This window comes from Mycobacterium sp., assembly GCF_025933915.1.
GTDB lineage: Bacteria > Actinomycetota > Actinomycetes > Mycobacteriales > Mycobacteriaceae > Mycobacterium.
Genome location: NZ_JAICZA010000017.1, coordinates 16,524 through 31,870 on the forward strand (window position 1 = coordinate 16,524; position 15,347 = coordinate 31,870).

The 15,347-nt window shown below is 68.9% G+C and carries 16 protein-coding genes; 1 reads left to right on the forward strand and 15 read right to left on the reverse strand.

All coding sequences use genetic code 11. The features are described from left to right. Positions 1-92: 92 nt before the first annotated feature. From Q0W90_RS04505 to Q0W90_RS04530, 6 genes are all read right to left on the reverse strand, one after another. Positions 93-1,670 (reverse strand): prolipoprotein diacylglyceryl transferase, encoded by a 1,578-nt coding sequence (locus Q0W90_RS04505; protein ID WP_297773329.1) that lies wholly within the window; start codon positions 1,668-1,670, stop codon positions 93-95. After that, on the reverse strand, positions 1,667-2,482 hold the full coding sequence (gene trpA, locus Q0W90_RS04510; protein ID WP_297773332.1) for a tryptophan synthase subunit alpha: 816 nt from the start codon (positions 2,480-2,482) through the stop codon (positions 1,667-1,669). Before trpA ends, Q0W90_RS04505 begins: the two co-directional genes overlap by 4 nt. Next, positions 2,479-3,750 carry a tryptophan synthase subunit beta gene (trpB, locus tag Q0W90_RS04515; protein WP_297700245.1) on the reverse strand — a complete coding sequence of 424 codons (1,272 nt, stop codon included), beginning with the start codon at positions 3,748-3,750 and terminating at the stop codon, positions 2,479-2,481. Before trpB ends, trpA begins: the two co-directional genes overlap by 4 nt. Before the next feature lie 70 nt (positions 3,751-3,820). Next, on the reverse strand, positions 3,821-4,639 hold the full coding sequence (gene trpC / locus Q0W90_RS04520; protein ID WP_297599089.1) for an indole-3-glycerol phosphate synthase TrpC: 819 nt from the start codon (positions 4,637-4,639) through the stop codon (positions 3,821-3,823). Between the two features lie 112 nt (positions 4,640-4,751). After that, entirely contained in the window at positions 4,752-5,432 is a 681-nt protein-coding gene (locus Q0W90_RS04525; RefSeq protein WP_297773336.1) for a TIGR02234 family membrane protein, read from the reverse strand. Beyond that, positions 5,425-6,963, reverse strand: coding sequence for an anthranilate synthase component I (locus tag Q0W90_RS04530; protein WP_297599085.1), 1,539 nt, complete (start codon positions 6,961-6,963; stop codon positions 5,425-5,427). The genes Q0W90_RS04525 and Q0W90_RS04530 overlap by 8 nt, the downstream gene beginning before the upstream one ends. Before the next feature lie 131 nt (positions 6,964-7,094). Between Q0W90_RS04530 and Q0W90_RS04535 the strand changes: the two genes are divergently transcribed. Then, complete coding sequence (locus Q0W90_RS04535) at positions 7,095-7,553, forward strand: peroxiredoxin (protein ID WP_297599083.1); 459 nt, start codon at positions 7,095-7,097, stop codon at positions 7,551-7,553. A 13-nt stretch (positions 7,554-7,566) separates the two neighbouring features. Here the strand turns inward: Q0W90_RS04535 and Q0W90_RS04540 are convergent, their stop codons facing one another. The 9 genes from Q0W90_RS04540 to hisD all read right to left on the reverse strand — a co-directional run bounded on the left by Q0W90_RS04540 (position 7,567) and on the right by hisD (position 15,295). Beyond that, positions 7,567-8,676, reverse strand: coding sequence for a calcium:proton antiporter (locus Q0W90_RS04540; RefSeq protein WP_297599081.1), 1,110 nt, complete (start codon positions 8,674-8,676; stop codon positions 7,567-7,569). A 72-nt stretch (positions 8,677-8,748) separates the two neighbouring features. After that, entirely contained in the window at positions 8,749-9,096 is a 348-nt protein-coding gene (gene hisI, locus Q0W90_RS04545; RefSeq protein ID WP_297700241.1) for a phosphoribosyl-AMP cyclohydrolase, read from the reverse strand. After that, a complete protein-coding gene (gene hisF, locus Q0W90_RS04550; protein ID WP_297599077.1) occupies positions 9,093-9,881 on the reverse strand; it encodes an imidazole glycerol phosphate synthase subunit HisF in 789 nt (262 codons plus the stop codon). The genes hisI and hisF overlap by 4 nt, the downstream gene beginning before the upstream one ends. 1 nt (position 9,882) lies before the next feature. Continuing rightward, positions 9,883-10,683, reverse strand: coding sequence for an inositol monophosphatase family protein (locus Q0W90_RS04555; RefSeq protein ID WP_297599075.1), 801 nt, complete (start codon positions 10,681-10,683; stop codon positions 9,883-9,885). Between the two features lie 6 nt (positions 10,684-10,689). Then, positions 10,690-11,442, reverse strand: a complete 753-nt coding sequence (gene priA, locus Q0W90_RS04560; RefSeq protein WP_297599073.1) for a bifunctional 1-(5-phosphoribosyl)-5-((5-phosphoribosylamino)methylideneamino)imidazole-4-carboxamide isomerase/phosphoribosylanthranilate isomerase PriA — start codon at positions 11,440-11,442, stop codon at positions 10,690-10,692. Positions 11,443-11,524: 82 nt separating this feature from the next. Then, positions 11,525-12,145 carry an imidazole glycerol phosphate synthase subunit HisH gene (gene hisH, locus Q0W90_RS04565; protein WP_297599071.1) on the reverse strand — a complete coding sequence of 207 codons (621 nt, stop codon included), beginning with the start codon at positions 12,143-12,145 and terminating at the stop codon, positions 11,525-11,527. Next, positions 12,142-12,774 carry an imidazoleglycerol-phosphate dehydratase HisB gene (gene hisB / locus Q0W90_RS04570; RefSeq protein WP_297599069.1) on the reverse strand — a complete coding sequence of 211 codons (633 nt, stop codon included), beginning with the start codon at positions 12,772-12,774 and terminating at the stop codon, positions 12,142-12,144. The genes hisH and hisB overlap by 4 nt, the downstream gene beginning before the upstream one ends. Further along, a complete protein-coding gene (locus Q0W90_RS04575) occupies positions 12,771-13,913 on the reverse strand; it encodes a histidinol-phosphate transaminase (protein WP_297773343.1) in 1,143 nt (380 codons plus the stop codon). Before Q0W90_RS04575 ends, hisB begins: the two co-directional genes overlap by 4 nt. Beyond that, positions 13,910-15,295 carry a histidinol dehydrogenase gene (gene hisD, locus Q0W90_RS04580; RefSeq protein ID WP_297773347.1) on the reverse strand — a complete coding sequence of 462 codons (1,386 nt, stop codon included), beginning with the start codon at positions 15,293-15,295 and terminating at the stop codon, positions 13,910-13,912. The genes Q0W90_RS04575 and hisD overlap by 4 nt, the downstream gene beginning before the upstream one ends. Between the last annotated feature and the right edge of the window lie 52 nt (positions 15,296-15,347).

Genomic DNA, 15,347 nt, shown 5'->3' on the forward strand with positions numbered 1-15,347 from the left:
TGCGTTGGTCACAGTCTTCGAGCATGCCAGATTCCTCGTGCCCCGCCGCGTGAAACGGGCACGTCCGTCGTTAGTGGGTAGTTGGCGGGTAGTCAGCGGCCCGACAGTCGGTTCCGCAGCCGCGAGCCCCATCGCCGCCGGGTTTCGGGTTGATCCGAGGTGCTTTCGGCGGCGGGCTCTTCAGTGTCGGGTTGTTCGCTTTCGGCCTCCGGTTCCTCGGATTCGGAATCCTCTGGTTCCGCTTCGGCTTCGGGCTGGCCGTCTTTCGCCTCGGGCTGTTCCGCTTGCGGCTCTTCAACTTCCGCTTCGGCTTCCGGATCCGAGATCTCCACCTCGTCGGCCTCGGATTCCTCGGCCTCGGCCTCGTCGGCTATCGCCTCGGCTTCCGGTTCATCAGCTCCCGTCGTGGCCTCGGCCTGTTCGGCTTGCGGCTCTTCAACTTCCGGCTCGGCTTCCGGCTCCCCGACCTCCAGCTCGTCGGCCTCGGATTCCTCGGCCTCGGCCTCGTCGGCTATCGCCTCACCCAAGGACTCTTGCCCCTCCGCTTCGTCCTCGGGCTGTTCGATCTCGGCTTCGCCGGGCTCCGCCTCGGTGAGCGCCGCCGCCTGGACCGTTTCCGGCTCCTCGGCTTCCGGTTCTTCGGCCGTCGTGTCGGCGGCTTCGGCGGGTCCCGCCGAAGCCGATTCGGTCGGCGCATCATCAGCGCCGGCTGCCGCGCCCACCGCACCGGCAGCGGCCGCCGCCGCCGCAACGGTGGCCGGCTCCTCCGCGGGCTCGGGTTCCGCGGATTCCTCGTCGACGTATTGGTTTCCGCGCAGGCTCTCCGGATCTTCGCGACCCTTGGGCGCCGCCATGAGGTACACCACGGCCCCGATGAACACGAAAGTCGATGTGAACGAATTGATCCGGATGCCCGCGATGTGGGTTGCGGTGTCGTCGCGCAGCAACTCCACACAGAAGCGCCCGACGCAGTAGCCGGCCACATAGAGCGCGAACAGTCGGCCGTGCCCCAGCGTGAGTCGCCGGTCCGCGTAGATCAAAGCGACGAAAATCAGGACGTTCCAGATCAATTCGTACAGGAATGTCGGCTGCACGACGAGTGCGACCTGGCCCGTGGAGATGCCGTCCAGCGAATGCGGGTCGATGTATCCCGAGGGGTCTCGGCGGTAGAAGATCTCCAGCCCCCACGGCAGCGTGGTTTCGCGGCCGTAGAGCTCCTGATTGAAGTAGTTACCGAGCCGACCGATGGCCTGCGCCAAAATGACTCCCGGGGCGAGCGCGTCAGCGAAGGCCGGCAGCGGAATGCCGTGCCGCCGGCACCCGATCCACGCGCCGACGGCACCGAGCGCCACCGCACCCCAGATGCCCAGGCCGCCGTCCCAGATCCGGATCGCCGCCCCGAGTCCGGCGCCGCCCGGGCCCCAATAGGTTCGCCAGTCGGTGGCCAGGTGATAGAGCCGGCCACCGATCAACCCGAACGGCACGGTCCACAGCGCGATGTCATAGATCACGCCGCGCTCACCGCCGCGCGCCTCCCAGCGCCGGTCGCCGATCAGCAGGGCGGCGACGATACCGGCGATGATGAACAGCGCGTAGGCCCGGATGGGTAGCGGCCCCAGATGCCAGACACCCTGCGACGGGCTCGGAAAATAGGCGAGCAGCTTCGTCACGACGCGGCCGCCCTCTGCCGGACACCTGCGGCGAGTTCCTCAGTCAATGCGCGCAATGCGGTCAAACCCCCGTCTCCCAGCGCTGACACCAGCGCGGACCCGACAATGACACCGTCGGCGTAGCCGCCGATCTCGGCGGCTTGCTCTCGCGACCGAACTCCCAGCCCGACACCGACGGGGATGTCCGATATCTCCTTGACCCTGCCCACCAACTCGGGTGCGGCATGCGACACCACGTCGCGCGCTCCCGTCACACCCATCGTCGACGCCGCGTAGACGAATCCGCGCGATGCCTCGACCGTCATCGCCAAGCGCTGCGGCGTCGATGGCGGCGCCACCAGAAAAATCCGGTCCAACCCATGCTCCTCGGACGCCGCCAGCCACTGCCCGGCTTCGTCGGGGATGAGATCGGGAGTGATCAGCCCGTATCCGCCGGCCGATGCCAGGTCGCGGGCGAAGGCGTCAATTCCATAGCGCAACACGGGGTTCCAGTAGGTCATCACCACGGCATGCCCGCCGGCCGCACTGATCGCCTCGACCGCGGCCAGGGTGTCGCGGACGCGCACCCCGGCGTGCAGCGCGGCCTCGGTGGCCTTGGCGATCGTCGGGCCGTCCATGCCGGGGTCTGAATACGGCACCCCGACTTCGACGATGTCGCAACCCGATTCGACCAGCGCGATCATCGCGTCCAGGGACGTCGGCACATCCGGGTAGCCGGTGGGCAGATAACCGATCAGCGCCGCCCGACTGTCCTTGCGGCACACGTCGAAGATCGGCTCGAGCCTGCTCGTTTCGCTCTGCTTGACGGTCATCGGTCGCTGGATCCCAACAGCCCAAACCATTTCGCGGCCGTCTCGACGTCCTTGTCCCCGCGCCCGGACAGGTTCACCACGACGATCGCGCCCCTGCCCAACTCGGGTCCCAGCGTCAGCGCCCCGGCCACCGCGTGCGCGGATTCGATGGCCGGGATGATTCCTTCGGTGCGGCACAGCGTGCGAAACGCATCCATCGCCTCGGAGTCGGTGATGGGGCGGTACTCGGCGCGTCCGGTCTCGCGCAGCCACGCATGTTCCGGGCCCACCCCCGGGTAATCGAGACCCGCTGAGATGGAATGGGATTCGATGGTCTGGCCGTCGTCGTCCTGCAGCAGGTAGGAGAACGATCCCTGAAACGCCCCGGGCGAACCGCCGCTGAAAGTCGCGGCGTGCCTTCCGGTTTCGACGCCGTCGCCGGCCGCCTCGAATCCGATCAGCCGCACGCCGGGATCGTCGATGAACGGGTGGAAAATTCCGATCGCGTTGGATCCGCCTCCGATACAGGCCACCACCGCGTCGGGCAGCCGGCCCGCCTGGGACTGGATCTGGGCGCGCGTCTCGAGGCCGATGATGCGCTGAAAATCGCGCACCATGGCGGGAAACGGATGCGGTCCGGCCGCGGTGCCGAAACAGTAGAAGGTGTTGTCGGCATTGGTAACCCAATCCCGGAACGCTTCGTTGATGGCATCCTTGAGCGTCTTCGAACCGCTCTGGACGGAGACGACCGTGGCTCCCAGCAACCGCATGCGTGCCACGTTGAGCGCCTGGCGCTCGGTGTCCACGGCGCCCATGTAGATCACACAGTCCAGGCCGAGCAAGGCGCACGCGGTGGCGGTCGCAACGCCGTGCTGGCCGGCCCCGGTCTCGGCGATCACCCGTTTCTTGCCCATGCGCTGGGCCAGCAACGCCTGACCGAGCACGTTGTTGATCTTGTGAGAACCGGTGTGGTTCAGATCTTCTCGCTTGAGGAAGATGCGGGCGCCGGCCTGCTCGGACAGCCGTGGCGCCTCATACAGTGGCGACGGCCGGCCAGCGTAATGCGCCTGCAGATAATCCAGGGTGTCCAGGAAGTCCTGGTTGACGCGTTCCTTCTCGTAAGCGGCGGTGACCTCTTCGATCACCGCCATCAAGGCTTCGGCGACGTAGCGGCCGCCGTACACGCCGAAATGGCCGCCCGCATCGGGTTCGTGACGGGTGGGTTCGGCGATGGCTGCGCTCGGAAGTGGAAGGTCCGGGCGGGACTGCTGGGAGATGCCCACCATCACCAAGGCTCTACGCGGGGATGGCTCATGGGGTTCAACGTATCAGCGCAGGGGCTCTTCAGTGACGTAGCGACTAGCGAGCCGGTTTCGGACAGGACGGATGGGTGCCGGCGGTAACCAGGTCGGCAACCGCGGCGCGCGGGTCACCGCTTTTGACCAGACCTTCGCCGACCAATACGGCGTCGGCGCCCGCGCCGGCATACGCCAGCAGGTCTCCGGTTCCGCGGACACCGGATTCGGCGATCCTGATCACCTTGCTGGGCAGCCCGGGAGCGATGCGCGCGAAGCAGTCCCGGTCCACCGCCAGCGTGGCTAGATCGCGGGCGTTGACGCCGATTACGTTGGCCCCGGCCTTGAGCGCCCGATCGGCTTCCTCTTCGGTATGCACCTCGACGAGTGCCGTCATGCCCAGCGATTCGGTGCGGTCCAGCATCGACACCAATGCCGACTGCTCCAGCGCGGCCACGATGAGCAGCAACATGTCGGCGCCGTGCGCACGCGCTTCGTGGATTTGATACGGCTGCACGACAAAGTCTTTGCGCAAAATCGGTATCGAGACCGCCGCGCGAACCGCATCGAGGTCGTCAAGCGAACCGTGAAAGCGGCGCTCCTCGGTCAAGACGCTGATGATGCGCGCGCCGCCGTCTTCATAGGCCCTGGCCAGTTTGGCCGGATCGGCAATGGCCGCCAGGGAACCCGCCGACGGGCTGGCGCGCTTGACTTCGGCGATGACACCGATTCCGGGCTCGCGCAAGGCGGCCATCACGTCGCGTGGCGGTGGCGCGGCCGCCGCGGCGGCTTTGATCTCGGACAGGCTGACCAGGGATTCGCGCGCGGCGACATCGGCCCGGACTCCTTCGAGGATGGAGTCAAGCACGGTTGCCGGACTCATGCCTGTCGTTTCCCTTCGCCCTGTCGCCCCGCGTCATCGGACTGCCACCCAGTTGTCCCCAGCCGATTGCGACGACGTCAATGAAGGGTAGCGGCCCGCGGCTCGCGGCCCGTCACCGACCCTCGGTGTCAGACTCGCCCAGCCGATCGGTCGGGTCGCGGCCCTCGTCAAGGGCGTCCCAGATCATCCGCTCCGACATTTCCGGCGTCTCCGGCCTCTTTAGGATCGCCCCGTCGGCGTCTTTGCGGCGCGCAATCGAGCGGCGCGTCGCCGGCGTCGCGTACTTCATCGCGCTCGACCGCGCCGACCCCGGGTCCGACGCGGATCGCATCAGTAAGACGGCGGCGATCAGCGCGCACGCCGCGGCGGCCACCGTGACCCCTGCCCCCCAGTACCGCCGCTCGCTTCCGACCAGCGACATCACCGAGACGTGCGCCAGCTCGGCACCGCGGACCGCCACGTCGGGCAGCGCCCAGAGACTGATTCCCAGGTAGCCGACCGCCAGGCTGGTCGCCGCCAGCAGCCCCGCCAGCGCGCGCAGCAGCCAGCCCCGCACGGCGATGGCGGCGACGGCCGCGGCCAGCAGCAGCATCGCCAACGACAGCAGCGCCGTCGACCACGCCGCTCCGGACAAGGTCACCTCCTTGGGCGGCCCCAGCCCGTCGAACGACCGGATCACGACCCAGGGCAGGCGCGAGGCCACCCACAGCGCCCCCGCGGCGACCACCAGGGTCACCTGGGCGATCCGGATCAACCACCGGCTGTCCAGCCGCCGCGCTCCGACCTCAGCCATCGCGGCCCGCGCCCGGTTCGGTCAGGGTCTCGGCGGCGGCGACCGCGCTGAGCACCGCGCGCGCCTTGTTGGTGGCCTCGGTGTACTCGTAGGGGCCGTTGGAATCCGCCACCACGCCACCGCCGGATTGCACATAGGCCGTGCCGGCGCGCATCAGGGCGGTGCGGATGGCGATCGCGAAGTCGGCGTTGCCGGCGAAGTCCAGATAGCCGACCACGCCGCCGTACAGGCCCCGGCGCGTCTTCTCCACCTCTTCGATCAGCTCCATGGCCCGCACCTTCGGCGCCCCCGACAGCGTGCCGGCCGGGAAGCAGGCCGTCACCGCATCCAGGGCCGTCCGCCCCTCCGCGAGCAGACCGGTCACCGTCGACACCAGGTGCATCACGTGGCTATAGCGTTCGATGTGGCTGTAGTCCTCGACGCGGACGGTGCCCGGCGCGCAGACCCGGCCGAGGTCGTTGCGGCCCAGATCGACCAGCATCAGATGCTCGGCGCGTTCCTTATCGTCGGCCAACAGCTCCTTCTCCAGCAGCTGGTCTTCTTCGTCGGTCTCGCCACGCCAGCGGGTTCCGGCGATCGGATGGGTGGTCGCGACGCCGTCGGCGACGGTGACCAGCGCCTCCGGACTGGACCCGACGATCGAAAAGTCAATTCCCCCAGCGCCATTCGGCACATGCAGCAGATACATGTACGGACTCGGGTTGGTGACACGCAACATCCGGTACACGTCGATCGGGTCGACACCGGTGTCCATTTCGAACCGCTGCGAGGGCACCACCTGAAAGGCTTCACCCGCGGCGATCTGGTCGACGAGGTAGTCGACGATCTTCCCGTACTCCTCGACGCTGCGCTGCGCGCGGTAGCGCGGCTCCGGCCGGTCGAACGTGGCCACCGTCGACGACAGCGGCTGGCCCAGCGCCGCGGTCATCACGTCCAGCCGGGCGACCGCGTCGTCGTAAGCCTCGCCGACCCGCTCGTCGGTCCCGTTCCAGTTCACGGCGTTGGCGATCAGCGTGATGGTGCCCTCGTGGTGGTCCACCGCCGCCACATCGGTGGCCAGCAGCAACAGCATGTCCGGCAGGCCCAGGTCATCGACGGCCAGTTCGGGCAGCCGCTCCAGGCGACGCACCAGGTCGTAGGCGAAGAAACCGACCATGCCACCCGACAGCGGCGGCAGCCCCGCGAGCGGGCCGGTGGCCAGCAGTTCCAGGGTGGCCCGCAGGGCCTGCAGCGGGTCGCCTCCGGTCGGCGCGTCCTGCGGCACCACACCCAGCCAGATGGCTTCACCGTCGCGCACGGTCAGCGCCGAGGGCGCTCCCGCGCCGATGAACGACCATCGCGACCAGGACCGCCCGTGCTCGGCCGACTCGAGCAGAAAAGTGCCCGGTCGGTTGGCGGCGAGTTTGCGATACGCCGACAGCGGCGTCTCACTGTCGGCCAACACCTTGCGGGTCACCGGGACCACACGGTGTTCGGCGGCCAGCTGGCGGAAGTCCTCTCGTGAGGTCGTCGCGGCGAGGTGGGCGTGCACCGACCCATCCTCCCAGACGCCGACGGACGGCTCGCGAGCGTAACGAGGCTGCGATTCCGGGCGTGGAATTTCGCAGTGTGGTTACGCTCGCGGGCAGGCGCCCGCCGGGCATCGGGCGTAGCGTGTCCGCCATGAAACCGGGTGCGACCGTCGCCGACTTCGAACTGCCCGATCAGACCGGGACGCCGCGCAAGCTCAGCGAACTGCTGTCCGGCGGACCCGTCGTCCTGTTCTTCTACCCGGCGGCGATGACGCCCGGCTGCACCAAGGAAGCGTGTCACTTCCGCGACCTGGCCTCCGAATTCGCCGCCGTCGGCGCCAACCGGGTGGGGATCAGCGCCGATCCGGTGCCAAAGCAGGCCAAGTTCGCCGACATGCAGAAGTTCGACTACCCGCTGCTGTCGGACACCGACGGCGCCGTCGCCGCGCAGTTCGGCGTCAAACGCGGTCTGCTGGGCAAGCTGATGCCCGTCAAGCGCACCACGTTCGTCATCGACACCGACCGCACGGTGCTCGAGGTGATCTCCAGCGAATTCAACATGAACACCCACGCGGACAAGGCGCTGACGACACTGCGCGCCCGGTCCTAGCGGTCAGGGGCCGTCACGGACTGATCGCCAGGAAGATGTAGGCGGCCAGCAGCACCAGATGCACCTCGCCCTGTAGCCGGGTTGCCCGCCCGGGGACGACGGTGAGCACGCTGATTACGACGGTCAGCGCAAGCAACACCAGCTGGATGCCGCCGAGGCCGAGCACCAGCGGCCCTTTGAGCCAGATCGACGCCAGCGCGATCGCCGGGATGGTGAGGCCGATGCTGGCCATCGCCGAGCCGTAAGCCAGGTTCAGGCTGGTCTGGATGCGGCCGTTTCGCGCCGCGCGCGCCGCAGCGAGCGTCTCGGGCAGCAGCACCAGCGACGCGATGATCACACCCACGAAGGACTGCGGGAAGCCCACCACCGTCACCGCGTGCTCGACGGCCGGTGATTCCTCCTCGGCCAGGCCCACCACCGCCACCAGCGCGCAGAGCAGCAGCGCCAGGCTGGTCAGCGCCTGCCGGGTGCTGGGCGGCTCGGCGTGGCTTTCATCGTCGTCGAACAGGCTCTTTTGGCCCTTCTGCGCGATCGGCAGAAAGAAGTCGCGGTGCCGAACGGTCTGGGTGAACACGAACAGCAGGTACACCAAGAGGGTGGCGATCGCGGCGAAGGTGAGCTGGCTGGGCGTGAACTCCCTGCCCGGGTTGCTAGTGGTGAAGGCGGGCAGTACCAGGCTCAGCGTGGCCACCGTGGTCACGGTGGCCAGCGCGGCTCCGGCGCCTTCGGCGTTGAACAGCGTCACGCCGTCGCGTCGCGAGCCGAGCAGCAGCGACAAACCGGCGATCCCGTTGGTGGTGATCATCAGCGCGGCGAATGCGGTGTCCCTGGCCAGCGTCGCGGCCTCGTTGCCGCCGGAGGTCATCAGGGTGACGATCAGGGCGACCTCGATGATGGTGACCGCGACAGCGAGCACCAGCGACCCGAACGGCTCGCCGACCCGGTGTGCGACCACCTCCGCGTGATGCACCGCGGCGAGCACGGCGCCGACGAGAAACAGCGCAGCCACCCCGACCAGTACCGGTCCCAGCTGCTCGCCCCAGATCAATACGAGCACGACGACGGCAAACACCGGCACAACGACGTTCCAGGACAAGACGTCCCGGGACAACCATTTCGACATTGCCCGCCATTCTTATCTAAGTCGTGCGCCCGCGCCTGTGCAAAGCGACTCTGGACACGCCCGGTTCGCCGGCTAGGGCTTCGGTTCCAGGAGCACGTCGGCGTCGAAGCAGCTGTGATCGCCGGTGTGGCAGGCGCCGCCGACCTGGTCGACCGTCAACAGCACGGTGTCCCCGTCGCAGTCCAATCGCACCGAGTGCACGTATTGGGTGTGACCGGATGTCGCTCCCTTAATCCACTGTTCGCGACGCGACCGCGAATAGTACGTCGCCTCACGGGTTTTTAGGGTGCGGGCCAGGGCCGCGTCGTCCATCCAGGCGACCATCAACACGTCGCCACTGCCGCGCTCCTGCACGACGGCGGCGATCAGGCCGTCGGCGTTGCGCTTCAGGCGCGCCGCGATCTGCGGGTCGAGCGTCATCGCACGGTGATCCCTTCTTTGGCCATGGCGGCCTTCACCTGCCCGATGGTCAACTCCCGGAAGTGGAAAACGCTGGCCGCCAACACCGCATCGGCTCCGGCGGCGATCGCCGGCGCGAAGTGTTCGGCCGCCCCGGCGCCGCCGCTCGCGATGACCGGCACGGTGACCGCCGAGCGCACCGCCTGCAGCATCTCCAGGTCGAAGCCCGCCTTGGTGCCGTCGGCGTCCATCGAGTTCAGCAGGATCTCCCCCACCCCCAAATCGGCTCCGCGAGACGCCCATTCGACGGCATCGAGCCCCGTGCCGCGACGCCCACCGTGGGTGGTGACCTCCCAGCCCGACGGTGTGGGCACCGAACCCGGGGGCACGGTGCGGGCATCGACGGACAGCACGATGCATTGGGAGCCGAACTGCCGCGCCATCTCGGCCAGCAGCTCGGGCCGGTCGATCGCGGCGGTGTTGATCGACACCTTGTCGGCCCCCGCGCGCAACAACACGTCGACGTCGGCCACGGTACGCACCCCGCCCCCGACGGTCAGCGGGATGAAGACCTGCTCGGCCGTGCGCCGCACCACGTCGAGCATCGTGGCCCGTCCCGATGAGGACGCGGTCACGTCGAGAAAGGTGAGCTCGTCGGCGCCCTCGGCGTCGTAGGCGGCCGCGAGTTCCACGGGATCGCCTGCGTCCCGGAGGTTTTCGAAGTTGACGCCCTTGACCACCCGCCCGCCGTCGACGTCCAGACACGGGATCACCCGCACCGCAAGGCTGCTGGGGGTCGCGTGCATCTCAGAAGTCCTCCGGTCGGCCGGTGCTGCGCAAAAGGTCGAGGATCTCGGCGTGCGCCGCGGGACCCGCCGCCAGCGCGGAATCCGACGCGGGGCTCCACGGCTCGCCGGCCAAGTCGGTGACGACACCGCCCGCGGCCCGCACCAACGCGACCCCGGCCGCGTGGTCCCACACGTGGCCACCGAAACTGATTGCCGCACCGAGTACTCCGTCGGCAACGTAGGCGAGGTCGAGGCCGGTGGACCCATGCATCCGCAACCGCGATGAGAAGCGGCTGAGGTTCTCCAGCACCGCGATCCGGTAGCGCCCCGGGAACCGGCCCCGCCCGTCGGCGCTGAACGATCCGGCGCCCACCAGGGCATCGGCCAGGTCGATCGACGCCAGTGGCGGCTGCGGGACCCCGTTCTTTCGCAACGGGCCGCCGGTCACGGCGGTGTAGCGCTGGTCCATGAACGGCAGCCAGGTCAGCCCGGCCACCGGGTCGCCGTGGCGCAGCAGGGCCAGCAGGATCCCGGCCATCGGTGATCCGGCCGCGTAGTTGAAGGTGCCGTCGACGGGATCCAGCACCCACACCCAGGGCGAGTCGACGGCCGTGCCGCCGAACTCCTCGCCGTGGACGCCGATTCCGGTGGCCTCGACCAGCGCGGCGACGACCTGCCGCTCGATCGCGAGGTCCACGTCGGTGGCAAAGTCGTTGCCCTTCTTGCGGACCGCGGAATCGGCGCGGTGACCGGCGAGAAACGGTCCCGTGGCGTCGTCGAGGATCGCCGAAGCCTTCTCGACCAACGCGTCCACGTCCATGCGGCGTTACTCTCCGACCGCGGTCAGGGCCTGCGGCAGCGTGAATCGGCCGGCGTAAAGGGCCTTTCCGACGATGGCGCCCTCGACTCCGCGGCCTGAAGGGGTGGCCAGGTTATTCAAGGCGCGCAGGTCGTCCAGGCTGGACACGCCGCCCGACGCGATCACCGGGACGTCCGTGCGATCGGCGACCGAAGCCAGCAGCTCCAGGTTGGGGCCGCCGAGCGTGCCGTCCTTGGTGACATCGGTGACGACGAACCGCGAACACCCTTCGCCATCAAGGCGTTCCAGCACCTCCCACAGGTCACCACCATCGGTTTCCCAGCCGCGCCCCCGCAGCCGGTGCGCACCGGCCGGATGGGTTTTGTCGATCTCGACGTCCAACCCCACGGCGACCCTGTCGCCGTGCTCGCTGATCGCCCGGGCGCACCACTGCGGGTTCTCCAGGGCCGCGGTTCCCAGGTTCACCCGCGCGCAGCCGGTGGCGAGGGCCGCGGCCAGCGAATCGTCGTCGCGGATCCCGCCGGACAGCTCCACCTGCACGTCGAGCTTGCCGACCACCTCGGCGAGCAGTTCGCGGTTGGAGCCACGCCCGAACGCCGCGTCCAGGTCGACCAGATGGATCCATTCGGCACCGTCGCGTTGCCAGCCCAGCGCGGCGTCCAGCGCCGTGCCGTATTCGGTTTCACTGCCCGCCTTGCCTTGCACCAGACGCACCGCACGGCCGTCGACCACGTCGACCGCGGGCAACAAGATCAACACATTCCCTCCTGTGTGCCGTGACTGCGACGGGTTACGCGCACCCTCGGCTGTTGCATGACAGCAAGCGCTTTCGCGAGTCCCGTCACAATCCGTGGACCCAATTGCTCAACACGGCCGCGCCGGCATCACCGCTTTTCTCCGGGTGAAACTGGGTGGCCGACAGCGGCCCGTCCTCGACCGCGGCCAAAAATGGCCCCCCGTGGGTGGCCCAGGACAGCACCGCCTCCGGTGAACCCTCCCACTGTTGCGCGGCGTAGGAGTGTACGAAGTAGAAGCGGGTGTCCGCGTCGAGCCCCTTGAACAGAACGCTGCCGGGCCCGGAATCCACGACGTTCCAGCCCATGTGCGGGATCACCGGCGCCTGCAGCCGCGTCACGTAACCCGGCCACTGCCCGCACCCGGAAGTTTCCACACTGAATTCGACACCGCGAGCGAACAGGATCTGCATCCCGACGCACACACCCAGTACCGGGTGCCCGGCGGCGACCCGCTCGGCGATGATGCGATCCCCGGCGATCGTGCGCAGTCCCGTCATGCAGGCCTCGTATGCACCCACGCCGGGCACCACCAATCCGTCGGCGGCCGCCGCGGCGTCGGCGTCGTCGGTCACCTCGACCGACGCACCGACCCGCTCGAGCGCGCGCTGCGCGGAACGCAGGTTGCCCGAGCCGTAATCGAGGACAACAACCGATTTCTTTGTCACAGAACGCCTTTGGTGGACGGCACGCCGGACACTCGGGGATCGGGCTCGACCGCCTGGCGCAACGCCCGGGCGACCGCCTTGTACTCCGCTTCGGTGATGTGGTGCGGGTCGCGCCCATACAGGACCCGGACGTGCAGCGCGATGCGGGCGTTGGCGGCCAGCGACTCGAACACGTGCCGGTTGATGACGGTGTGGTAAGGCACCGAGCTGCCGGCGATGGTGGTGTGCTGCAGGTGATCCGGCTCTCCGGTGTGCACACAGTAGGGCCGGCCGGACACGTCGACCGCCGCGTGTGCCAGCGTCTCGTCCATCGGGATGAAGGCGTCCCCGAACCGGCGGATGCCCGTCTTGTCGCCCAAAGCCTGCCCGAGTGCCTGCCCCAGCGCGATGGCGGTGTCCTCGATGGTGTGATGACCCTCGATCTCGACGTCGCCCTTGGTGCGCACGGTCAGGTCGAAGCTGGCGTGAGTGCCCAGCGCCGTCAGCATGTGGTCGTAGAACGGCACGCCGGTGTCGATGTCGACCTGGCCGGTGCCGTCGAGGTCGAGTTCGATGACGATGTCGGATTCCTTGGTCCGGCGCTCGATGCGCGCACGGCGGGTGGTTTTTCCGGTTTGGGCGGTGGTCATGGCGCTCCTACGTTGACGGGGGCCAGTTCGGTGGCGGCGAGCTGGGCGCTGACCCGCAGGAAGGTGTCGTTCTCCTCCGCCAGGCCGGTGGTGACGCGCAGGTACCCGGGGATTCCCACGTCGCGGATCAGCACGCCGGCATCCAGATACCGCTGCCAGGTTGCGGGTGCGCCGGCGAATTCCCCGAACAGGACGAAGTTGGCGTCGCTGGGAATCACCCGAAAACCCAGGCGCGTCAACTCTGTTGAGACACGCTCGCGTTCGGCGATCAGCGCCGCGACACTGCCCAACGTGTCGTCGGCGTGCCGCAGCGCGGCCCGCGCCGCGGCTTGAGTGATCGACGACAGGTGGTACGGCAACCGCACCAGCAGCATCGCGTCGATCACCGCCGGCGTGGCGATCAGATAGCCGAGCCGCCCACCGGCGAACGCGAACGCCTTGCTCATCGTGCGCGAGACGATGAGCTTGGTCGGATACTCCCCCACCAGCTCGACCGCGCTCGGCTGCGACGAGAACTCGCCGTAGGCCTCGTCGACGATCAGGATGCCAGGCACCACGTCGAGCAGCCGGCGCAGGTCCGGCAGCGAAACACTCTGCCCGGACGGGTTGTTCGGGCTGGCGACGAACACCACATCGGGCCGGCGGTCGGTGATGGCGGCGACCGCGGCGTCGACGTCCAAGCCGAAGTCGTCGCCCCGGGCGGCCTGCAGCCATTCGGTGCGGGTGCCGTCGGCGATGATCGGGTGCATCGAGTAGGACGGGACGAAGCCAATGGCGGTGCGCCCGGGGCCGCCGAAAGCCTGCAGCAGCTGCTGCAGGATCTCATTGGAACCGTTTGCCGCCCAAAGATTTTCGACTCCGAGCTGGACACCCGTCTGGGCGCTCAGGTAGCCGGCCAGGTCGGTCCGCAGGGCGACCGCGTCGCGGTCGGGATAGCGGTGCAGGTCGGCGGCGGCCTCCCCCACCGAGCGCACCACGTCGTCCACCAGCGCCTTGCTGGGCGGGTGCGGATTCTCGTTGGTGTTCAGCCGCACCGGGACCGCCAATTGGGGTGCGCCGTAGGGCGATTTGCCGCGCAGGTCGTCGCGCATCGGCAGATCATCCAGTGTCGGTTGGCGCGTGGGCCTCTGGGTCGTCATCGCTCGAACCTCCGCCGTACCGCCTCGCCGTGCGCCGGCAGGTCCTCGGCCTCGGCCAGTGTGATCACATGGCCGGACACGTCTTTGAGCGCCGCCTCGGTGTAGTCGACGACGTGGATGCCGCGCAGGAAGGTCTGCACGGACAGGCCGCTGGAATGCCGCGCGCAACCCGCGGTCGGCAGGACGTGATTGGAACCGGCGCAGTAGTCGCCGAGGCTCACCGGCGAATACGGGCCGATGAAAATGGCCCCGGCCGCGCGTATCCGCCCGGCCACACCCGCCGCGTCGACGGTCTGGATCTCCAGGTGCTCCGCGGCGTAGGCGTTGACGACTTTGACACCGGCGTCCAGGTCGTCGACCAGGATGATCGCCGACTGGCGCCCACCCAAGGCGGCCGTCACCCTCTCACGGTGCACGGTCGTCTGCAACTGGGCGGCCAGTTCGTTGTCGGTGGCGGCCGCCAAGTCCTCGCTGGGGGTCACCAGCACGCTGCCGGCCATCTCGTCGTGTTCGGCCTGGCTGATCATGTCGGCGGCCACGTGCGCGGGGTCGGCGGTGTGGTCGGCCAGGATCGCGATCTCCGTCGGCCCGGCCTCGGCGTCGATGCCGACCCGCGAACGGCACAGCCGCTTGGCGGCGGTGACGTAGATGTTGCCGGGCCCGGTGATCATGTCGACGGGCGCCAGCTCCGCACCGTCGCCTGGCGACGATGCGGGGAAGCCGGGCCATCCGACGCCCGTGTCGGTGCCGCCGTAGGCCAGCAGCGCCACCGCCTGCGCACCGCCCACGGCCCACACCTCGTCGACGCCCAGCAGCCGGGCCGCGGCCAGGATGGTCGGATGCGGCAGGCCGTCAAACCGGGCCTGCGGCGGGCTGGCCACCACCAGCGAAGCGACACCGGCGGCCTGCGCCGGCACCACGTTCATCACCACGCTGGACGGGTACACGGCGTTGCCGCCGGGCACGTAGAGGCCCACCCGCTCGACCGGCACCCACCGCTCGGTGACCGTCGCGCCCGGGCCCAGGGTCGTCGTGACATCGGTGCGGCGCTGGTCGGCGTGCACCGCGCGGGTGCGTTCGATCATCACGCGCAGGGCGTCGGCGATTCCGGCGTCCAGCTCGGCGAGCGCCTTCTCGAGTGCCTCCCCGGGCACCCGGACGGCCGGGGGCCGGACCCCGTCGAAGGAGGCCCCGTACTCCAGCGCGGCTTCGGCGCCGCGCTTCGCGACGGCCTCCACAATCGGCCGCACCCGGGGCAGCACCGTCTCCACGTCGGCGCCGCCGCGCGGCAGCGCCGCCCGCAATCGGGCAGCCGTCAATGCCGCGCCCCGCAGGTCGATACGGGCCATCGGTGACGGTCGGGTGGTGCTCACGGTGTCCATTGTCCCAGAGGAACTCAAATCAATATCCGACCGGTAGTGTGCCGCTAGAGAG

Coding starts and splice junctions, on each gene's coding strand:
- trpA (WP_297773332.1), bottom strand. CDS start 2,482: ATGACCGTCAAGCAGAGCGAAACGAGCAGGCTCGAGCCGATCTTCGAC.
- trpC (WP_297599089.1), bottom strand. CDS start 4,639: ATGAGTCCGGCAACCGTGCTTGACTCCATCCTCGAAGGAGTCCGGGCC.
- Q0W90_RS04525 (WP_297773336.1), bottom strand. CDS start 5,432: ATGGCTGAGGTCGGAGCGCGGCGGCTGGACAGCCGGTGGTTGATCCGG.
- Q0W90_RS04535 (WP_297599083.1), top strand. CDS start 7,095: ATGAAACCGGGTGCGACCGTCGCCGACTTCGAACTGCCCGATCAGACC.
- Q0W90_RS04540 (WP_297599081.1), bottom strand. CDS start 8,676: ATGTCGAAATGGTTGTCCCGGGACGTCTTGTCCTGGAACGTCGTTGTG.
- hisI (WP_297700241.1), bottom strand. CDS start 9,096: ATGACGCTCGACCCGCAGATCGCGGCGCGCCTGAAGCGCAACGCCGAC.
- hisF (WP_297599077.1), bottom strand. CDS start 9,881: ATGCACGCGACCCCCAGCAGCCTTGCGGTGCGGGTGATCCCGTGTCTG.
- Q0W90_RS04555 (WP_297599075.1), bottom strand. CDS start 10,683: ATGGACGTGGACGCGTTGGTCGAGAAGGCTTCGGCGATCCTCGACGAC.
- hisB (WP_297599069.1), bottom strand. CDS start 12,774: ATGACCACCGCCCAAACCGGAAAAACCACCCGCCGTGCGCGCATCGAG.
- Q0W90_RS04575 (WP_297773343.1), bottom strand. CDS start 13,913: ATGACGACCCAGAGGCCCACGCGCCAACCGACACTGGATGATCTGCCG.
- hisD (WP_297773347.1), bottom strand. CDS start 15,295: ATGGACACCGTGAGCACCACCCGACCGTCACCGATGGCCCGTATCGAC.